Raw genomic sequence first — 17789 nt, 5'->3', positions numbered from 1 at the left:
CGTCACTCCCGCTGCCCCGCCCCCTCGATCCGCTCCACCAGTTCAGCCGCCATCGACTTGATCGTCTCCAGCCCCTCCTGCCCCCAGGCGCGAGGATCCTGGTCCACCACGCAGATCGTGCCCAGGACCAATCCCGTGTGGTCGATCAAGGGGGCGCCCAGGTACGAGTGGATGCCAATGGCATCGACTACGTGGTTGCCGGCGAAGCGGGGGAAGTCGCGGACGTCGTCCAGGACCAGGGCCTTGCGGCGGCGGACCACGTGGGGGCAGAAGCCGATGTCGAGGTCGCGGGGCATCACGCGGTCCGGGACGGGTTCCTCCAGGAGCGGGGTCTCCAGTTCGACGGTCGTGTCGGAGGCCGCGCTGTAAAGGCCGGCGAAGTACTGGCGGTTCTCGTCGAGGAAGAAGTTGACGCCCGCGTAGCAGCCGCCGGTGCGCCGGGCCAGTTGGCGGGCGAACTCGTCCAGCTCCGGGTCCGGTCTGTCCTCGATGCCCAGTTCCCGCAGGCGGCGCGAGCGGGCCGCCGCCTCAGGGTCCTGCGGGGGCAGGAGCAGGTGCCGCATGGCGATCCCGGTCTCCGTGCCCGAGGGGGTGTCGGGTGCCCTCGTTGCCATGGGAACTCCTTGAAGTGATCAGATGCTGCACAAGGGAAAGCAGGACCCGGATGCCCGAGCTGGACAGGCGGGCGTCGCACAGCACCACCGGTACCTCGGGCTTGAGGTCGAGCGCCGCCCGTACCTCTTCCGGCTCGTAGGGGTGCGCCCCGTCGAACTCGTTGACCGCGACGACGAAGGTGATGCCCCGTGACTCGAAGAAGTCGACCGCCGGGAAGCAGTTCTCCAATCGGCGGGTGTCGGCGAGGACGACCGCGCCCAGCGCACCGGCCGACAGTTCGTCCCACAGGAACCAGAAGCGCTCCTGCCCGGGTGTGCCGAACAGGTAGAGCACGTGCTGGGGGCTGAGAGTGATGCGGCCGAAGTCCATGGCGACCGTGGTGGTGGCCTTCTTCTCCACCCCGTCGAGCCGGTCCGTGGCGGCACTGACCTCGGTCAGCAGCTCCTCCGTGTTCAGGGGCTCGATCTCGCTGACCGCTCCCACGAACGTGGTCTTGCCCACCCCGAAGCCGCCGGCGACCAGGATCTTGATCCCCGTCGGAAGGGAGTCGGCGCCGAGTGCCTCAGAGTCGTTTGAGGAGCCCATCCCGCAAGGCCTCCAATAGATCCAGATCGGGGGCCGCAGCCGGCCCGTGCGTTGCCAGGTTGAAGGGCCGTGCGACGACCGCGTCCCGCTCGACCAGGTCGGACAGCAGCACCTTGATCACCGTCGCCGGCATCCGGGTGCGCCCCGCGATCTCAGCCACCGACACCGGCGTCCGGCACAGCTCCAGCACCCGGGCGTGATCCAGTCCCAGGGTGCCGCGGAGTGTGACACCGGTGGCCACCACCATGGTCATCAGGTCGAAGTGGCAGGTGGGCCGGGTGCGTCCCTCGCTGACGGTGTACGGCCGGACCATCCGGCCGAGGGCGTCGTCCAGCAGCGGCCGGTGGGCTCCACCCGGGTCGTCCGGCATCCGTCACTGCCCCACCGACTGGCGCGGTGCGGCCCCCAGATGGCGGCGGACGCCCTTGACCATCATGGTCATCTCGTAGCCGAGCACCGCCACGTCCGCCTCGTGTCCGGCGAGCACCGCCAGCAGGGCGCCCTGCCCGGCGGCGGATACGAAGAGCAGCGAGTTGCTGAGTTCGGTGACGATCTGCCGTACGTCACCGCCGTCGTCGAAACGCTTGCCGGCGCTACGGGCCAGCGAGTAGAGCCCGCTGGACAGGGCCGCCAGGTGGTCCGCCGCGTCCGTGTCCAGTCCGTCCTGGGCCATCACGAGGCCGTCGGAGGACAACAGCAGTGCGCTGCGCGTGTGCGGCACACGCTGCAGGAGGCCGGTCAACAGCCAGGAAAGGTCTTCGCTCACCACGATCGCGTACAGCTCCTCAATGACGTGTGTCTGCTAAACGGCCGGGTTCGAGGCCGCGGCCGTCGGCGCTTCGGCCGGCCGCTCAGCTTCCTCTGCGTGCTCGGCTTGCTCTGCGTGCTCGGTTTCCTCGGCCCGGCGGACGCCTGTCCGGAAGGCGGCCATCAAGCCCGGGTCGTGGTCGGCTTCCTCGGCCGACACCTGCGCGGGAGGTGCGTCGCGCAGTTCGGGCGCCAGGTGCTCCTGGCGGCGGCGCTTGGGCAGGGACGGGCGGTGGGACTCCGGCGCGACGGTGTCTACGGTGTCACGGTCCGCGGGGGCCGTACGGTCCGTGGCGTCCGTGTCGGTCGGAGGCTGCGTGCCGCGGGGCTGGACGGCGACCGCGACCGCCTCCCGTACCCGCTCCGCCGCGCCCGCCGCGTCGGTCGCGCGGTCGTGGGTGGGTGCGGGCGTCGGGCCGTTCGGGGCCGGGGTGTCGGTGCCCGACGGCTGCCGGCGTGTCTCCGTCGTGTCCTCCGGACCGCCCAGCAGGGCGTGGGGCAGTACGACGACCGCCTGGGTGCCGCCGTAGACGTTGTTCTGCAGGCGTACGGCGATGCCGTGCCGGCGGGCGAGTGCGGAGACCACGTAGAGGCCGATGCGGCCGTCCGTGAGCAGTTCGTCGAGCGTCACCGCGTCAGGCGAGTCGAGCAGGGAGTTCATCCGGTTGCGCTCGGCGGAGTCCATGCCCAGGCCGCGGTCCTCGACCTCGATCGCCAGCCCGGCGGTGACGTGCTCGGCTCGCAGCAGGACCTGGGTGTGGGGCGGGGAGAACACCGTGGCGTTCTCGACCAGTTCGGCCAGCAAGTGGACCACGTCGACGACGGCGTGCCCGCGTACCGTCCCCTCCACCGGGGGGACCATCTTGACCCGCGCGTACTGCTCGATCTCGGCGGCCGCGGAACGCATCACGTCGGCCATGCTGACCGGCTGGGTCCACAGGCGGTGGGAGACGGCCCCGCCGAGCACGGCCAGGTTCTCGGCGTAGCGGCGGATGCGGGTGGACAGGTGGTCCACCCGGAACAGGCCTTTCAGCAGGGCCGGGTCCTCGACCTCGTTCTCCAGGTCGTCCAGCAGCCCGATCTCGCGGTGCACCAGGGACTCGAGCCGGCGGGCCATGTTGGCGAAGACCTCGAAGTGCTTACCGGCGTGCGGCCCTGCCGCCGTTTCCTGCGCGCTCGCCTGCGCGGCGCGCAGGCCGGACGCTGCTCCTTCGAGCCCGTCCAGTACCTCGTCTGCCCCGACCAGCGCCTCCGCCGCCCCGTCCAGCACGTCCGCCACCAGGTCCGGCACCGGGCCGCCCTCGTGGCGCCGCCGCTCCAGCAGTTCCTGGGTGCGCGTCAGTTCCGTGCGCAGCCACGCCAGCTCGGCCTGGCCACGCGCCGCGAAGCCGCTCACTTCGGTGTAACGGCGTTCCATCGTCCGGGCTTTCGCGGCGGCGGAGAGCCCGGCGCCGAGGAGGATCGCGCACACGATCACCAGCGCGCCCGTGAGCAGGCCCCAGAAGGCGGCCCTCTCGACGTGGGCCACGCCCGCGGTGACGAGGAGGGCGGCGGCGACGGCTCCGGTGGCGGCGACCAGCCCGGCGGGCAGCATCGCGAGCAGCACCAGGTGGCGTGCGAACGGCTTGCCGTACCCGGCATCACGCATGTCCGGGACATGCCATGACGGAACGCCGACGACCGCCTCCTCCTGCGGGGCGGGTGCGGGCAGAGTGAAAGATTCCTGCATCACGGTCCCTGATCGCATATCGGCCAGCAGGCCGAAAGTGTGCGAGGCACGTTACATGTAACGGCTCGCCGCGTCACTACTAGTTATCTCGTGGGGTGTGTTTTCCGGACGCGCCGCGGCCCGACGGTCGTCTTCTCCACAACCAGAGCGGCGGTCGACGAGTCCTACTCGCAATGGGGCTGGGAGGCGCACATGGACGAGCGCGGGTCCGTACAACGTGACGACAGCAGGGGCGAGTCCGGCGCTCCCCCACCCGGGCCGCACGCCGGGCTCGCGGCGGCATCGTCACTGCGGGCGCCCCGCTGGGCCGGAGTTCGACTGGCTGCTACGGGTTTCCTGCTGTGCGCCGCCTTTGCCGGCTTCCTGGGCTGGCAGGCCGCCCAGGAAGATCAGAGTTGCGGAATCTCCGGGCGCACGCGCAGAGGACCGACGCGACCGTGGTTCAGATCGCCGGTCGGTCGGAAAAGGGCTGGGCGACCAGGCCGCCCAGGTGTACGCCAGTGTCATCCGCGCTCAGCCGCTCCTTGCCTCCGTCGCCGCGGTGCTCCCCGACCCGGGCCAACCCGACGCCGCAGAAGAACAAGCCCGCCCCGTCGAACTCACCGAGCAAGGCCTCCTCTTAGATACGTGCGCGGCCAGCGGTCTTGCCTAGGGTGGATCCGATTGTTGCCCGTCCGATGTGGGGTGATCGGCACTTGCCTTTCGGAGCGGCTCTGGCCTGCTCACGAAGGCCCGGCCAAATGTGGTGGCCAGGACATCGTGTATGAACTCCGCAGGGATCATAGAGCAGTTGCCGTGGCCCCGGGCGGCCGGCCACACGGCCCACGGCCCGGCCTGAGTACGACGAAGGGCCCAGGGAAGATCCTGGGGCCCCATCGTGCTGGGTTGCGAGCCCAGCGGCGCGGCCGGGTCGGCAGGCAGCAACTGATTCGCTGGACACATCGCCGCGACCGCCTGTCCGACACCTACCGCGCCATCGCCGGCCTCGTCTCCGACCGCACGGCCAACATCTAAAGGCGGCCGTAAGCAAGGCAAACACACCTCACCCGCTATCACACACCAACTCGTAAGACGCTCACAAAATAAGACCGTGCCGCCTTCGGTGCGGCACAGATAGCCTGCGCGAATGGAACGGATCCAGCGGGCCGCCGGCGTGATCGTCGGCTCAGCGGTGGGTGACGCGCTCGGCGGCCCCTTCGAGTTCGGTCCCCAGGGGGCGTTCTCCGCGCGGTTTCCCGTATCCGGTGCCGATGGCGGTGGCGAGATGTGCGGAGGCGGCGGCTGGGACCCCGGCGAGGCGACCGACGACACGCAGATGGCCGTACTGGTCGCGGAGTCGCTGCTGGAGCGGGGCGGACTCGATCTGCCGGACATCTTCGCCCGCTTCCAGCGGTGGGCGGCGTCAGAGCCGAAGGACATCGGCTTGCAGACCGAAGACGTCCTGACCAACGGCATGCCCTGGGACCTTGCCGCAGCGCTCCATTTCCAGGTCAACCGACGAGCAGCGGGAAACGGTTCCTTGATGCGGGCATCGACCTCCGCGGTCCACTTCGCGGCCGTCGGCCAGGAAGCCACCATGGACGCGGCCCGCCGCATCGCCGCCCTCACCCACGGCGACCGCGCCGCCTGGGAAGGCACCGCGATCTTCCACGAACTCATCCGCGCCGCCCTTGAGGACACCGACCCCCTCACCGCGCTCCCGGACGTGCTGGCTCTCGTCCCCCCCAACCACCGCGGCCGCTACGCCACCGTCCTCGCACCCGACTGGCACCCCGATCAGGCGACCGAGTTCAACGGTGCCGTCTGGCCCTGCCTGGGTTCCGCCGTCTGGGCCCTGCGCACCACCACCTGCTTCGAAGACGCGATACGCGCGGCCATCGACCTCGGCGGTGACACGGACACCGTCGCCGCGGTGACCGGAGGTCTGGCGGGGGCGTACTACGGGCTGGATGCCATCCCTGCCCGCTGGACCCAGCCGCTCCATGTCCCACTACCAGGGTTCGACGGACGAGTGCTGCACCTGGCAGATCTGCTCCACCTTGCACACCGCCTCGAAGGGGGCCCTCGACGAGACAGGTGGGGTGGCCCGCGCAAGCGGTGAACTCGTCGTACCGCACGCCGCGGCTGTTCTCTTGAGAATTGCAACGTCGTGCGAGCTGCGGTTCCGCGTGCAACGGGTGCTGGGGCGTGACCATTCCGACGTCCTCGCCCCGTACCCGTCGTGATGTCGGCCGCCCGCGGCAGTGTCAGTTCAGGTAATCGGCGACGAGCGTGGCGAACTCGTCGGGGGTGGCGAGGCGGATGCCGAGGTCCTCGGCTTTGCTGCGCTTGGACCCGGCGTTGTCGCCGGCGACCACCAGGGTGGTCTTCTTGGACACGCTGGATGAGGAGCGACCACCGGCCCGCTCGATGAGCTCGTTCATCTGATTACGGCTGAGCTTTTCCAGCGGCCCGGTCATCGCGCCGGTGACCACGACCGTCATCCCGGCGAGCGGGCCGGCGGCCGGGGCGGCGGTCGCGGCATCGTCGGTGCCCGCGTCCGCGGCCGTCGTCGGCGGGGGAGTGGCGCCGGGCTCGGTCATGTTCACCCCGGCTGCGGCGAGTTTGTCGATCAGCGGGGCGAGCTCGGCGAGTTCGGCGACGATGGACGGTGCCTTCTCGACGCCGATGCCCTCGACCTGCTGCAGTGCTTCGGCATCTGCGGCGCGTACGGCGTCCATCGTGGCGAAGTGCCGCGCGATGCGCCGGGACATGGACCGGCCTGTCCCGCGGACGCCGAGCGCGCACAGCACCCGTGACAGCGGCTGCGTCTTCGCGGCGGCCAGGGCGTTGAGCAGGTTGTCGGTGCTGGTTTCACCCATCCGCTCCAGGGCGAGGAGTTGTGGGCGGGTGAGGGCGAAGAGGTCGGCGAGGTCGGTGACCAGCCCGGCCTCGACGAGTTGCACGACGCGGGTGGCGCCCAAGCCTTCGATGTCGAGCTGGTCGCGCCCTGCCGCGTAGGAGAGGGAAGCCACCAGATGACAGTTGCGGCCCTGCTCGCAGCGCCAGCGTTCCTGACCGGTGTCGATGCCGGAGCCGCATCGCGGGCACACCTCCGGGAACACGATCGGCTGCTCGGCGCCGGTGCGCAGGTGGGCGACCGGGGCTTCGATTCGGGGGATGACGTCACCGGCGCGGTGAACCATGACGTGGTCGCCCAGGCGCAGATCACGGCGGGTGATGTCGGCCGGGTTGTGCAGCGTGGCGTAGGTGATGGTGGAGCCGTCGATCTCGACCGGTTCGAGGACGCCACGCGGGGCGATGATGCCGGTGCGGCCCACGTTCCACTCGACCTCGAGAAGCCGGGTGATCTTCTCGACGGCGGGTAGCTTGTAGGCGATCGCCCACCGTGGGGCGCGCGATCCGGATCCCGCGGCCTGCTGATCGGTGGCTAGATCGGCCTTGATGACGATGCCGTCGATCCCGAACGGCAGCTCGGCACGCAGTGCGGCGATCTCCGTGACGCGGGTGAGCACTTCTTCGGTGGTGGCGGCGGTGACGCCGGGCACCAAGGTGGTGCCGGTCGTGTTCACGCCCAGCTCTGCCGTCAGGGCCATCAGCTCACTGTGCGCGAGAGCGGGGAGGCGTGCGGCCAGGACGTCGTCGGTGTCGGGCAGCGGCAGCAGGCCGTAGCCGAAGAACGTCATCGGCACCGTGTAGGCACGGTCCTTGGCACGCAGGGTGCCTGCCGCTGCGTTGCGCGGATTCGCGAACGGCTGCCCGCCGTGTGCGGTGCGTACCTCGTTGGCGTGCTCGAATTGGGCGGTGGTCATCAGCACTTCGCCGCGAACCTCCACCGTGACCGGCTCGGACAGCTGGTCCGGCAGGCCCTCGAAGGTGCCTATGGCGTGGGAGACGTCCTCCCCGGCCGTCCCGTCGCCACGGGTGATCAGCCGGGCCAGTCGGCCCTGGGTGTAGCGGGCCGCGACGGCCAGCCCGTCGAGCTTCGGCTCGACGCTGAAGCGTTCCGGTTCGTGGCCGATCCGTCGGGACAGCGAGGCCGCCCAGGCGGCGAACTGCTCCGGCGAGAACACGTTGTCCAGGCTCAGCATGGCCACCGTGTGCGGCACATCGCCCTCGACCGCTCCGCCGGCGACCTTCCCGGTCGGCGAGTCGGGCAACACCTGGTCGGGATGACCGGCCTCCCACGCGGCGATGCCCCGTACGAGCCGGTCGTACGCGTCGTCATCCAGGGGCGAGGTGCCGCCCACGTAGTAGGCGGCCGCGGCCTTGACCGCGTCCTCGACCGCCTGCGCATAGGCGGCGGCATCCACGATCTGCGCGATGGGTGTCGTCATGTCCGCCATCTTGCCTGCCACCACTGACAACGCCTCTGTAAGCGACCCCGCTTCGAGGCGGCTGCCTGCCGATGCCGGCCCGTCCGACAACGGGGGCCGGCTGCCCCAGTCCGTTCTCCTTCCGGCGCGCCCTGATGGGTGTCAAGCCCCGACTTCTCGTGACGTGAATCAATGCCGTCTATGGCGCCTGATGAAGTTGTGAACGCAATAGAGCGCGGACAGACCGTCCGCCGTCTCCCTCCCAGCCACCCCTTGGCCCTCAAGGAACCACTGACATGAACCTCATGCGCCATCCAGGATGTGCCTTCCCCCTGACCACGCCCGACTCGGCGCCCGGTCACCCTCCCTAACCCTGCCGCCGCCCCGGGCGCCTGTTCACACAAGGGGCTGTTCGGCGAGCACCGGATGTCCATCTACGAACTTCTCAGCAGCGGCGCCAGTGCCGCACTTGTCCTTGCCTCCACCGTGGCAGGCACCTACGTGCTGCTCGTACTGATCGTGCTGATCAGCCCCAGCAGCCTCAGGGGAAAGGCAGCCAGGGACCTCCTGGCCCTGAGCCCCCTCTCCAAGAAAGACCAGGAGCAGAAGAACAGCGGCGACTGAACCCGATGCGGTGACCGGTCACGACCCGGCGGACCTCAGGCACGGTTCTCGGGATCGCGGCCTCGCCGCGGCAGGGCCGGTCGCCGCCACGGACTGCGTCATGGAGGGGGAGATGGCCACCGTTGGCGAGCCTCCTTTCGCTGAGGCGCGCCCAGGTGACGGTCATTCCCCTGCTACTCACCAGCCGCGGACTGCGCACCTCTTCGTCGGTACCTCACCCGCCGGCGCGAGACGGCGCACCTCTCTTGGACCGGGCGCCACCGGCCCCGCCCCACAGCGAGGCGAGCGCGCCCGTTTCACCGGCGTCCGGCCGCCGGCGCGGGCAGGTCAGCTACCGCTGAGCTGTACCGTCACCCGCCTGGTCGGCTGCCGTCTGTGACAGGGCCGGGGACGCGGTGAACAGCGCACGCACGGCGCCGCTGACCTGGTCGGCGACCACTTCGGGGGTGGAGGTGTCGAGTTTGCCGTCGAGGTGCAGGAAGGCCAGGCCGTGGACCAGGGCCCACACCGTGGTCGAGAGAACTTCCGCGTCCGAGCCGGGGAAAACGGCACGGACGATACCCCGGACGTATTCGGAGATCACGGCGGTCGCGGCGACCCGCTCCTCGCTGCTCGGCTCGCAGGGTTCGGCGAACATCGCCCGGAACAGGGCGGGATGCCTGAGCGCGAACTGCACGTAGACGACGGCGACCGCGGCCAGGTCGTCGGGCGTCGAGGGTGCAGGGTGGGCCGCGGCGAGGGACGCGGCCAGCTCGCGGTAACCCTCCGCGGCGACCGCGGAGACGAGCGCGTCCCGGTCCGCGTAGTGGCGGTAGGGAGCCGTCGCCGACACACCGGCTCGCCGCGCCACCGCCCTGAGCGAAAGTCCTGCGCTGCCGTCCTCCTCGAGCAGTTCCCGCGCGGCGCGCAGGCAGGCGGCTCGCAGATCTCCGTGGTGGTAGGCCGCCGCTTGCGACACAGCTCACACTCCCTCATGTTTGCACCGCTAACATCTACCGCCTAATGTAAACGGTGCATACATCGTAAATGATCGAATTGGAAGAGGGGACCTCGGATGTCCAGCGAGCTCTTTTCGCCGCTGCCCCTGCGCTCCGGGCAGGTGCTGCGCAACCGGATCGCGAAGGCGGCCATGGAGGAGAACATGGCCGGTCAGGGTCAGCTCCCCGACCAGGAGTTGCTGTCGCTGTACCGGACCTGGGCCTCCGGCGGTACTGGGCTGCTGATCACCGGCAATGTCATGGTGCACGCCGAGGCGCTGACCGGCCCTGGGGGAGTGGTGCTCGACGAGCACGCGCCGCTGAAGCCGTTCACGGAGTGGGCCCGGGCCGGCAAGAGCGGTGGTGGGGCGATCTGGATGCAGATCAACCATCCCGGCCGCCAGATCCAGGCCGACATGCCCGGCGTCGTGTGGGGCCCGTCCGACGTCGCCGTCTCGCTGGGCAGGCACAGCAGCCGCTTCGGCCGTCCCGTCGCCATGACCACCGAGCAGATCGAGGCCACCGTGACCCGATATGCGGTCACGGCCCGGCGCGCCGAAGAGGCCGGGTTCGACGGAGTCGAGATCCACGCCGCACACGGCTACCTGCTGTCCCAGTTCCTGTCCCCGCTGGTCAACAAGCGCACCGACGCTTGGGGCGGACCGCTGGAGAACCGGGCCCGGATGCTGCTGGACGTCGTCCGCGCCGTCCGCGCCACCGTTTCGCCGTCCTTCGCGGTCGCGGTGAAGCTGAATTCCGCCGACTTCCAGCGCGGCGGCTTCGACGCCGACGAAGCGCGCCAGGTGATCGAGATGCTCGCGCCGCTCGGCGTCGACCTGGTCGAACTGTCCGGCGGCAGCTACGAAAGCCCCGCGATGTCCGGCCGGCCCGCCGATTCCCGCACCCAGGCACGCGAGGCCTACTTCCTCGATCTGGCCAGTGACCTGGTCAGGACCAGCCCGCTCCCCTTGATGCTCACCGGCGGCATCACGCGCCGTGAGACCGCCGAGAGGGTCCTCGACAGCGGCGTCGCGATCATCGGCATGGGCACCGCCCTGGCCGTCACGCCCGACCTGCCCGACCGTTGGCGCACCGGCCGCGAAGCCGACCACCAACTGCGACCGGTCACCTGGTCCGACAAGGCCCTCGCCTCCGCCGCCGGTATGGCCCAGGTCCGCCACCAGATGCGCCGCATCGCCCGCGACCGCAGGATCACTCCCCACACCCACCCGGCGGTCGCCCTGATCTTCGAACAGCGCCGGCAGCGACGCGCACTGCGCAGCTACCGCGCCTGGCTCTCCAAGACGCGAGACACCGCCGGCAAGTGAACCGGCCCACCGTTCGAGGGTGACCCGGGACCCGCGTCGAGCGTGGCCAGGCAGCGCTCGACGAGGCTGCCGGTGCAGCCGCCGTCGGCCCGGACCGGTTCCAGCCGGTGGTGCACGTCGGAGACCTGCCCGAACAGCACCTGGGCAGCGGTGCGGCCCCCGCTGTCCGCGAAGCGGACTCCGTCTCCGCGGTGGCACACAACTACGACAACCTTCTCAGCGGCGATGGGCCAGGACCGCTATGTCCGCGCCGAAACCGACCACCAGCCGCCCGTCGGGCGCCACCGTCAGTCCCCTGACACGGGAGGGAAAGGCGTACGCACCGATCTGCCGCCCTGAGCCCGCGTCCCACATCCACACGGTTCGGTCGCCGCCGGCGACGACGACAGGGCGACCGTCCAGTGTGCCGGTCGCGCCCACACGCACCTCACTGGTGTGTCCCGTCATTGGCGGTGCCAGCAGTTCGCCCGTGGCCAGGTCCCAGAGATGCACGCCTTCTGCCCCGCGGCCGGTGAGAATGACGCTGCGGCCTTCGAGCGTCTCCAGGGCCAGGGCGCCTCGTTGCCGCGGCTGCACTCCGATCCATCGGCTCGCGGTCAGGTCCCAGACCCGGCCTTCCTCGGTCACACCGACGAAGCGGCCATCGACTGCCGCGAAGAACCCGATGGAGAGGCTGGTGTACTCACTGGTCGACCGTCCGTGCAGTTCTTCCCGGGTGGTCAGGTCCCACATCCGCACCGTCTTGTGCCAGTCACCGCGTGTGAGGAGGGTGGCTCGTCCGTCCACCGTACCCACCGCCAGCAGATCCACGGCAGTGGTATGGGCGGTCAGGGGCTCACCGAGCTGCCCCTGGCCGCCGAGGTCCCAGATCCGCACTCTCGCGTCCGAGCCGCCGGTGACGATGACGCAACTGCCGTCCACGACGGCCGTGGTGACCCCTGTGACGGAGCCGGCATGACCGGTCAGCCGGCTACCCGTCTCCCTTTCACCGTCGAGGTCCCAGATCCGGACCGATCTGTCGTCGCCACCGGTGACCGCGAGGTGACGCCTGTTCACCACTGCAGTCGCCGCTCCCCGCACAGCCGCCTCGTGGCCCGTCAGCGACGTCCGCAGCTGCCGGAGGGTGGACAGATCCCACACCTCGACCGGCCCATGGGCGTATGCGACGAGGGCGGCGGGGCGCTCGTCGAGCACCCTCACGGCCGCCGTCTCCACGAACATGGCGGCAACGGGCTCACCGACCTGCTCGCGCGTGGCCAGGTTCCAGACGTGCACCTCATAGGCATTGGCACTGACGGCCATCGGGCACTCGGACGCCGGATCCGTCACCAGAAAGTGCGCCGTGGCGTTGAGGTCCAGAGTGGCGCAGCGCCTTGCCTCCCCGTCGCCGTCACCGCCGCCTTCCACCGTACGGTCGCACGCCTGGTCCGCGAACACGGGAGACTCGCCGGGACGGTCGCCCGGGGCGCCGAACTCCCGTCCCGTGATCAGGTCCCACACCCGGACGGTTTCCTCCCCCGTGATCAGGTCCGTCGCCCCAAGTTCTCTGGAGTGGCTGGTGACAGCGACGGGACGGCCGTCCAGCACCGCCGTCGCCAGAGCGGACACGAAGCCGGTGTGCACGGTCAACGGCTCACTGTGCCGCGAGAGGGTGGCCAGATCCCACACTCTCACCACGTCGTCGACGCAGGCGCCGACCACGACCGGCCGACCCTCGACCAGTCCCGCGGCCAGCGATTTCACCCAGGAGTCATCGCCGACGGAGCACGCGCCGACCAGTTCTCCCCGCGCCAAGTCCCATACCCGAACGGTTCGGTCGAAGCCGCCGGTGACGGCGACGGGACGACCGTCCAGTACGGCCGTCGTCAGCGCATGCACGGCGCCGGTGTGAGCGGACACGGCCTTGCCGATTCGGCTGCCCGTGGCCAGATCCCACGCGTGCAACGTGCCGTCCTCGCAACCGGCGACAGCGAGACCACGGCCCTCCACGGCCACGGTCGCCAACACGCCCACCTTGGCCGGCACCGGCAACGCGTACCGCAGCCGGGAGTCCAAGTCGCCGCCGGTGGCCCACTGCACGACCCAGGGGTCATCAATCTCCTGGCGGACCGCGACCTGAGCGATGCTTCTCGCCAACTCTCGGTTCCCGTACCGGGCGGCGTCCAGCGCCAGTACCTGCCGCCGCACCCCCGCACCGGCGTCACGGTGCACATGCCCCGACGCCCGGTACACCGCAGCGGCCAGCATCTCCTCCTGCCCGGCAGCGCCGTCCAGGCCCGCGAGGATCAGCTCCGGGTCCCCGTGCACCAGCCATCCAGGATCGGTCAACCGGCTTTCTGTCAGCGCGACTTCAGGGTCCGGACCGCTGCTTCGGAGTTCACCAGACATGATCGGAATGGTAATCATGCCACTCTTGTCAGCCGCGGACTCGGTTCGGGCCAGGGGGCGGTTGTCGACCGGATGACGAGCTGAGTGAAAGGGCTGCCGGACACCAGGCCGCCTCCTGGTTGTCAGTGCCGCCTGCGAGACTGGTTCCATGATTCCGAAGCTGCCCTTGGACAGCCCTCGTTGGCGTGGTCTCGACGGTGTGAAGGTCGAGGAGGTGCGGGTACTGCTGGAGCAGCTGGCCTCCGCGGCCGCCACCGGGGGCGGCGACGCGTGGCGGCGGACCTGGACGGACCTGTCCGGCGGCCTGATGGATGACGGAGTCGTCGCCGAGGGGGCCTATGCGGCCCTGCCGCATCTCGTCGAGGCGGCAGCGCTCCTGCCTCCGGAACAGACCGTGGACTTCTGGGTGGACCTCGGATTCGTGGTGACCGCCGATTACCGGCCCCCCGTCCCGGCCGATCTCGAGGCGGGCTTCGGCGCCGCGCTGCGGCTGGCCGAGCGGGCGGCCACCCGAAGCCTCCTCGCCGCTGGTACTCCCGGCCAGGTCTGTGCCCAACTCGCCCTCTCCTGCGTGGCCTTGGCCGGTCACCACATGGCCGAGATGTTGTGGCAGTTTCCGGATCACCGGGAAAGCGGCCTCCTGTTGTCGTGTCCCGCTTGCGGAAGCGACACGGAGATGCCCGACCTCTTCGTGGACCCGGCGCGTCCGCTCATCGAGGTTCCACTACTGCCCGACCCCGTCCATGTCCGGCAGGAAGGGCATCCCTGGGGCGAGGTCGCGGCGGCATTGCGGGAAGAGGCGCTGGGAGAGGGCTGGGAACCCTTCCTGCGGGTGGCGCGCGACGTCGCGGTGAGGGGAGTGTCCGCCGAAACACCGGGACAGGCAGTCCTGTGCTTGGTCGCCGGGATGGTCGCGGTCAGGGGTACCCCGCAGGGGGCCGCAGGGGAACTGGCCCGCCGACTGATGTCGCTCACCGGGCACTTCCGCTGCTGGGACTGCGAGCGGACGTGGACGATCGCGGACGGCCTGGCGGAGCCCCCGGAGGGTGCGCTCTCCCAGCACCGTCCGGATCGGCCGTGGACGGACTCCCGCGGGTCGGCTGCCGGAGCGGAATCCGCGGCGGCCGGGCGGACCGGCCGAGCGGCGACCCGGTTCCGGCAGGAAGAGAACGCGGTGGTCGCGGCCGACGGCACACCCTGGGGCCGTATGTCGGTGTTCTCCGATTCCGTGCCCGGTTCGTCCGGGGGCGTCGACGCCCTGGCGGTGGTGTCCCGCCCCGGTCGGCCGACCCTGGTGGCCGGCGGTGGGGACAAGGGCGCGGTGTGCCTGTGGGACGTGACCGACGGCCGACTCGTCCACGACCCGCTGCCAGGACATCCTGACGCCGTCCGCTCGATGACGACCCTGCCCCTGCCCGACGGCCGCGTCCTTGTGGCGAGCGGAGGCGACAGCGGGACGATCGCCGTGTGGAACCCCCTCACCGGGCAGCCGGTTCGCGAACCTGCCGGCGACTGGCCCGGCGGGGTGACCGCGATGTGCGCCGCTGTCGTCCCCGACGGCCGCACCCTGCTCGTCACCGCCCCCCCCCGAGGCGCCGTGCGGATGTGGGAGCCGGACAGCGGTGAGTGCGTCGGGCGCCTCAACCCCTACGGCAGTCCGATCCGGTCGGTCACCGCCGTCCTGATCTCCGCCGACCACGCGCTGATCGCGGCCTCGGACACCGCGGGCCGCGTTCACGTGTGGGATCCAGCCGTCGACGACCCCTGGGACCGCGGCGCGGCCGTACAACTGAGCGCACGCGCGCTCGCCGATGCCGACCACCGGGTGGCGACCGTGGAGGCTGTCCCGACACCCGACCGAACCATGCTGGCCACGGCGGACGACCTCGGCGTCGTCATGCTGTGGGATCTGGCCACCGGTGCCCCGGTCGGCGATGGTCTGCCCAGTTCCACAGGCACCGCCGGCCCGCCGCTCATCACCGCCGCCACCCCGCACGGCGGCCGCACGGTCCTGGTCGCCGGCGCCCGTCACGGTCACCGACTGCGGGTGTGGGAACCGGAGACCGGCGCGGTACAGCACATCGCCCTGGACGTGTCACTCACCTGCCTGGCCACCGCGGGCGCGGACCTGATCGTCGGACATGACCGCGGAGTCCTCAGCCTCCCGCTCACCAGACAGTGAGCGCATTCGGCCACAGCCCCGCAGGGTGAAGCACCCGCCGAGGACCACCGCGCCGCATCCGGCCGTCCGGCACCGACGAACGCCCCTGAGGAATCCAGCCGTGCTCAGATCGCCGGCACGGTGCGCTGGCGGGTACAGGCCCCGGACGCGGGGTACTTCAGGGTGGCTGTCGCCGACGGCGTCGTGTACCAGCCCAGCAGCCGTGACCTGTTGGCGTTGGACAGATGTTCACGTCCCCCGCGGTGGCCGACGGCCGGGTCTACGTCTGTCACCCCCAGCCGCCGTGCAGTGCCGCCCGCAGCGCCTCGATGGCGTGGTCGGCAGCCCCTTCAGTTGGTCGAGGCTCGCCCTCACGGGTGAGGCTTGGTGCTCGGCGCGCTGGGCAGGGTCGGTGGTGTAGGCGTCCCAGAACCACTTCATGCCGTCGCGGGCGAGGTAGTAGCCCTCGGCCTGACGAGCCCGAGCCAGGCACAGCGCCAGAACTTCGGCGGAGTCTCGCCAGGAAACTCCCCGTGCAGCCCGTAGCGTGTCCGGGATGGTGGCCCCCGGGTCGGTGCCGGGACCCCAGCGGCTATCCTTGCTCACCGGCCGGGGCCGATCGCCGTAGCCAGGGAGCCCGGGCCCGGCCCCGATGCCGCACATCGCGAGGCGATCTTGGAATGGATGCCTCCGCCCCGTTGCTGCATCCCTGTGGGTCACCCTCTTCCCAGGGCGCTGCGGGTCATGACGACCGGCGCGACGGGGCGGGGAAACCGCGGACGATTTCGTCCCGCACCGCCCCGCTCCTGGTCCCCGGCCCGTCGTCTTCGAAAGGTTCTCCTGCACCATGCCCTTGGCTCTGCTGGCCCTGGCTGTCGTCGCGTTCGGCATCGGCACCACCGAGTTCGCCACCATGGGGCTGCTGCCCCAGATCGCCGACGGAATCGGTGTGTCCGTGCCGCACGCGGGCAACGTCGTGTCGGCGTACGCGCTCGGTGTCGTCGTCGGCGCCCCGCTGCTGACGGGCATATGCGCGCGTGTGCCGCACAAGCGGCTGCTGCTGCTCCTGACCGGTCTGTTCGTGATCGGCAACACGGCGTCTGCCCTCGCCCCGGACTTCGGCACGCTTTTCGCCGCCCGTTTCCTGGCCGGTCTGCCGCACGGCGCGCTGTTCGGCGTCGGCGCCGTCGTCGCCTCGCGGCTGGTCGCCGCGGACAGGGCGGCACGCGCCGTCTCGAAGATGTTCCTCGGACTCACCATCGCCAACATCGTCGGGGTTCCGGCCGCCACGGCCCTCGGCCAGCATCTGGGCTGGCGCTCCGCCTACGGCGCGGTCGCCGTCATCGGCCTCGTCGCGCTGGCCGCGCTGGCCGCCTTCGTCCCGCACCAGCCGCGCGGGGAGCAGTCCGGCATCCGGCACGAGCTGCGGGCCATGGGCAACAAGCAGGTCGTCATCGGTCTGGCCACGGCCGTCGTGGGCTTCGGCGGATTCTTCGCCGTGTACAGCTATCTCGTCCCGATGCTCACGCACCTCACCGGAATCTCCGACGCGTCGACGACCTGGGTGCTCGCCCTGTACGGCGTCGGCATGACGCTGGGCACCCTGATCGCCGGACCGCTCACCGACCGCGCACTGCGCCCGACGATGTACTGGGGGCTCATCCTGCTGGCCGCGGCCCTGGTGACGTTCTACTTCGCGGTGCACAGCACCGTTCCCGCCCTCGTGACGATCACCTTCATCGGCGCGATGGGCTCCCTCATCACCACACCTGTTCAGATGCTGCTCATGGCCAAGGCCGAGAAAGCCCCCACGATGGCGGCGGCCTCCAACCACTCCGCCTTCAACCTGGCCAACGCGGGTGGTGCCTGGCTCGGCGGCCTGGTCATCTCGGCGGGCTGGGGCTGGGCCGCGCCCAACCTCGTTGGCGCGGCGCTCGCCGTGGCCGGTCTGGGCCTCGCCTTCACGGGCGGTGTCATGGACCGGGGCCGGCCGCGCTCCGAAGTGGTCACGCAGGCATCGCCGGCGGCGGAGCGGGAGACACCGGTCCCCACCGCGGACTGACCGGGAGAACGGTATCCGGCATGCTCCGGCGGGGCGTCGCGTCGGGGGCAGGAGAACTCATCCCCGGTGGTTTGCGCAGCACGCGGTGCTTCCTGCGGCGTTCCTCGAACCGGCGGACGCGCAGCATCGTCTCCAGCAGGGCCGGGCTATGCGCGGCCTGATGCCTCGGCCGGGTGGTGGGCCGTAGTGTGCGGGGG

15 protein-coding genes and 1 pseudogene are annotated in these 17789 nt (G+C 70.6%); 6 read left to right on the top strand and 10 right to left on the bottom strand.

All coding sequences use genetic code 11. The features are described 5' to 3' along the window. Positions 1-2: 2 nt before the first annotated feature. From V7E45_RS17345 to V7E45_RS17320, 6 genes are all read right to left on the bottom strand, one after another. Positions 3-563 carry a GAF domain-containing protein gene (locus tag V7E45_RS17345; RefSeq protein WP_333775072.1) on the bottom strand — a complete coding sequence of 187 codons (561 nt, stop codon included), beginning with the start codon at positions 561-563 and terminating at the stop codon, positions 3-5. Next, complete coding sequence (locus V7E45_RS17340; RefSeq protein ID WP_333775071.1) at positions 529-1200, bottom strand: GTP-binding protein; 672 nt, start codon at positions 1198-1200, stop codon at positions 529-531. The genes V7E45_RS17345 and V7E45_RS17340 overlap by 35 nt, the downstream gene beginning before the upstream one ends. Further along, positions 1178-1570, bottom strand: a complete 393-nt coding sequence (locus V7E45_RS17335) for a DUF742 domain-containing protein (protein WP_333775070.1) — start codon at positions 1568-1570, stop codon at positions 1178-1180. Before V7E45_RS17335 ends, V7E45_RS17340 begins: the two co-directional genes overlap by 23 nt. A 3-nt stretch (positions 1571-1573) precedes the next feature. Beyond that, positions 1574-1969, bottom strand: coding sequence for a roadblock/LC7 domain-containing protein (locus tag V7E45_RS17330; RefSeq protein ID WP_333775069.1), 396 nt, complete (start codon positions 1967-1969; stop codon positions 1574-1576). 33 nt (positions 1970-2002) lie between these two features. Next, on the bottom strand, positions 2003-3736 hold the full coding sequence (locus V7E45_RS17325; RefSeq protein WP_333775068.1) for a sensor histidine kinase: 1734 nt from the start codon (positions 3734-3736) through the stop codon (positions 2003-2005). A gap of 442 nt (positions 3737-4178) precedes the next feature. After that, positions 4179-4346: a hypothetical protein gene (locus tag V7E45_RS17320; protein WP_333775067.1), complete on the bottom strand. Its 168-nt coding sequence runs from the start codon at positions 4344-4346 to the stop codon at positions 4179-4181. Positions 4347-4621: 275 nt separating this feature from the next. Between V7E45_RS17320 and V7E45_RS17315 the strand changes: the two genes are divergently transcribed. Together V7E45_RS17315 and V7E45_RS17310 are read left to right on the top strand one after the other, a co-directional pair. Continuing rightward, positions 4622-4750, top strand: a complete 129-nt coding sequence (locus V7E45_RS17315) for a hypothetical protein (protein ID WP_333775066.1) — start codon at positions 4622-4624, stop codon at positions 4748-4750. Between the two features lie 112 nt (positions 4751-4862). After that, the gene (locus V7E45_RS17310; protein ID WP_333775065.1) at positions 4863-5837 is read left to right on the top strand and encodes an ADP-ribosylglycohydrolase family protein; all 975 of its coding nucleotides are present in this window, start codon (positions 4863-4865) and stop codon (positions 5835-5837) included. Between the two features lie 145 nt (positions 5838-5982). Here V7E45_RS17310 and ligA read toward each other — a convergent pair whose 3' ends face one another. Then, positions 5983-8073, bottom strand: coding sequence for an NAD-dependent DNA ligase LigA (gene ligA / locus V7E45_RS17305; RefSeq protein WP_333775074.1), 2091 nt, complete (start codon positions 8071-8073; stop codon positions 5983-5985). A gap of 405 nt (positions 8074-8478) precedes the next feature. Here ligA and V7E45_RS17300 point away from each other — a divergent pair, with 405 nt between their 5' ends. Further along, on the top strand, positions 8479-8676 hold the full coding sequence (locus V7E45_RS17300; protein ID WP_333775063.1) for a hypothetical protein: 198 nt from the start codon (positions 8479-8481) through the stop codon (positions 8674-8676). A gap of 331 nt (positions 8677-9007) precedes the next feature. On the opposite strand, the gene V7E45_RS17295 is transcribed toward V7E45_RS17300, so the two are convergent. Further along, positions 9008-9634: a TetR/AcrR family transcriptional regulator gene (locus V7E45_RS17295; RefSeq protein WP_333775062.1), complete on the bottom strand. Its 627-nt coding sequence runs from the start codon at positions 9632-9634 to the stop codon at positions 9008-9010. 96 nt (positions 9635-9730) lie between these two features. On the opposite strand from V7E45_RS17295, the gene V7E45_RS17290 reads away from it, so the two are divergent. Next, positions 9731-10981 carry an NADH:flavin oxidoreductase/NADH oxidase family protein gene (locus V7E45_RS17290; protein WP_333775061.1) on the top strand — a complete coding sequence of 417 codons (1251 nt, stop codon included), beginning with the start codon at positions 9731-9733 and terminating at the stop codon, positions 10979-10981. Between the two features lie 216 nt (positions 10982-11197). On the opposite strand, the gene V7E45_RS17285 is transcribed toward V7E45_RS17290, so the two are convergent. Further along, entirely contained in the window at positions 11198-13519 is a 2322-nt protein-coding gene (locus tag V7E45_RS17285) for a WD40 repeat domain-containing protein (RefSeq protein ID WP_333775060.1), read from the bottom strand. Here V7E45_RS17285 and V7E45_RS17280 point away from each other — a divergent pair. Then, entirely contained in the window at positions 13518-15551 is a 2034-nt protein-coding gene (locus tag V7E45_RS17280) for a WD40 repeat domain-containing protein (protein WP_333775059.1), read from the top strand. The two genes, V7E45_RS17285 and V7E45_RS17280, sit on opposite strands and share 2 nt — an antisense overlap. A 312-nt stretch (positions 15552-15863) precedes the next feature. Here the strand turns inward: V7E45_RS17280 and V7E45_RS17275 are convergent. Then, positions 15864-16001: pseudogene (locus V7E45_RS17275) on the bottom strand (esterase); the annotation flags it as partial. Positions 16002-16377: 376 nt separating this feature from the next. Between V7E45_RS17275 and V7E45_RS17270 the strand changes: the two are divergent. After that, positions 16378-17592 carry an MFS transporter gene (locus V7E45_RS17270; RefSeq protein ID WP_333775058.1) on the top strand — a complete coding sequence of 405 codons (1215 nt, stop codon included), beginning with the start codon at positions 16378-16380 and terminating at the stop codon, positions 17590-17592. Positions 17593-17789 lie beyond the last annotated feature (197 nt).

Source organism: Streptomyces sp. IBSBF 3136 (genome assembly GCF_036815105.1).
Classification (GTDB): Bacteria; Actinomycetota; Actinomycetes; order Streptomycetales; family Streptomycetaceae; genus Streptomyces.
Note: the sequence above shows the minus strand (reverse complement) of the source record. Positions and strands in the feature narration are given on the sequence as shown.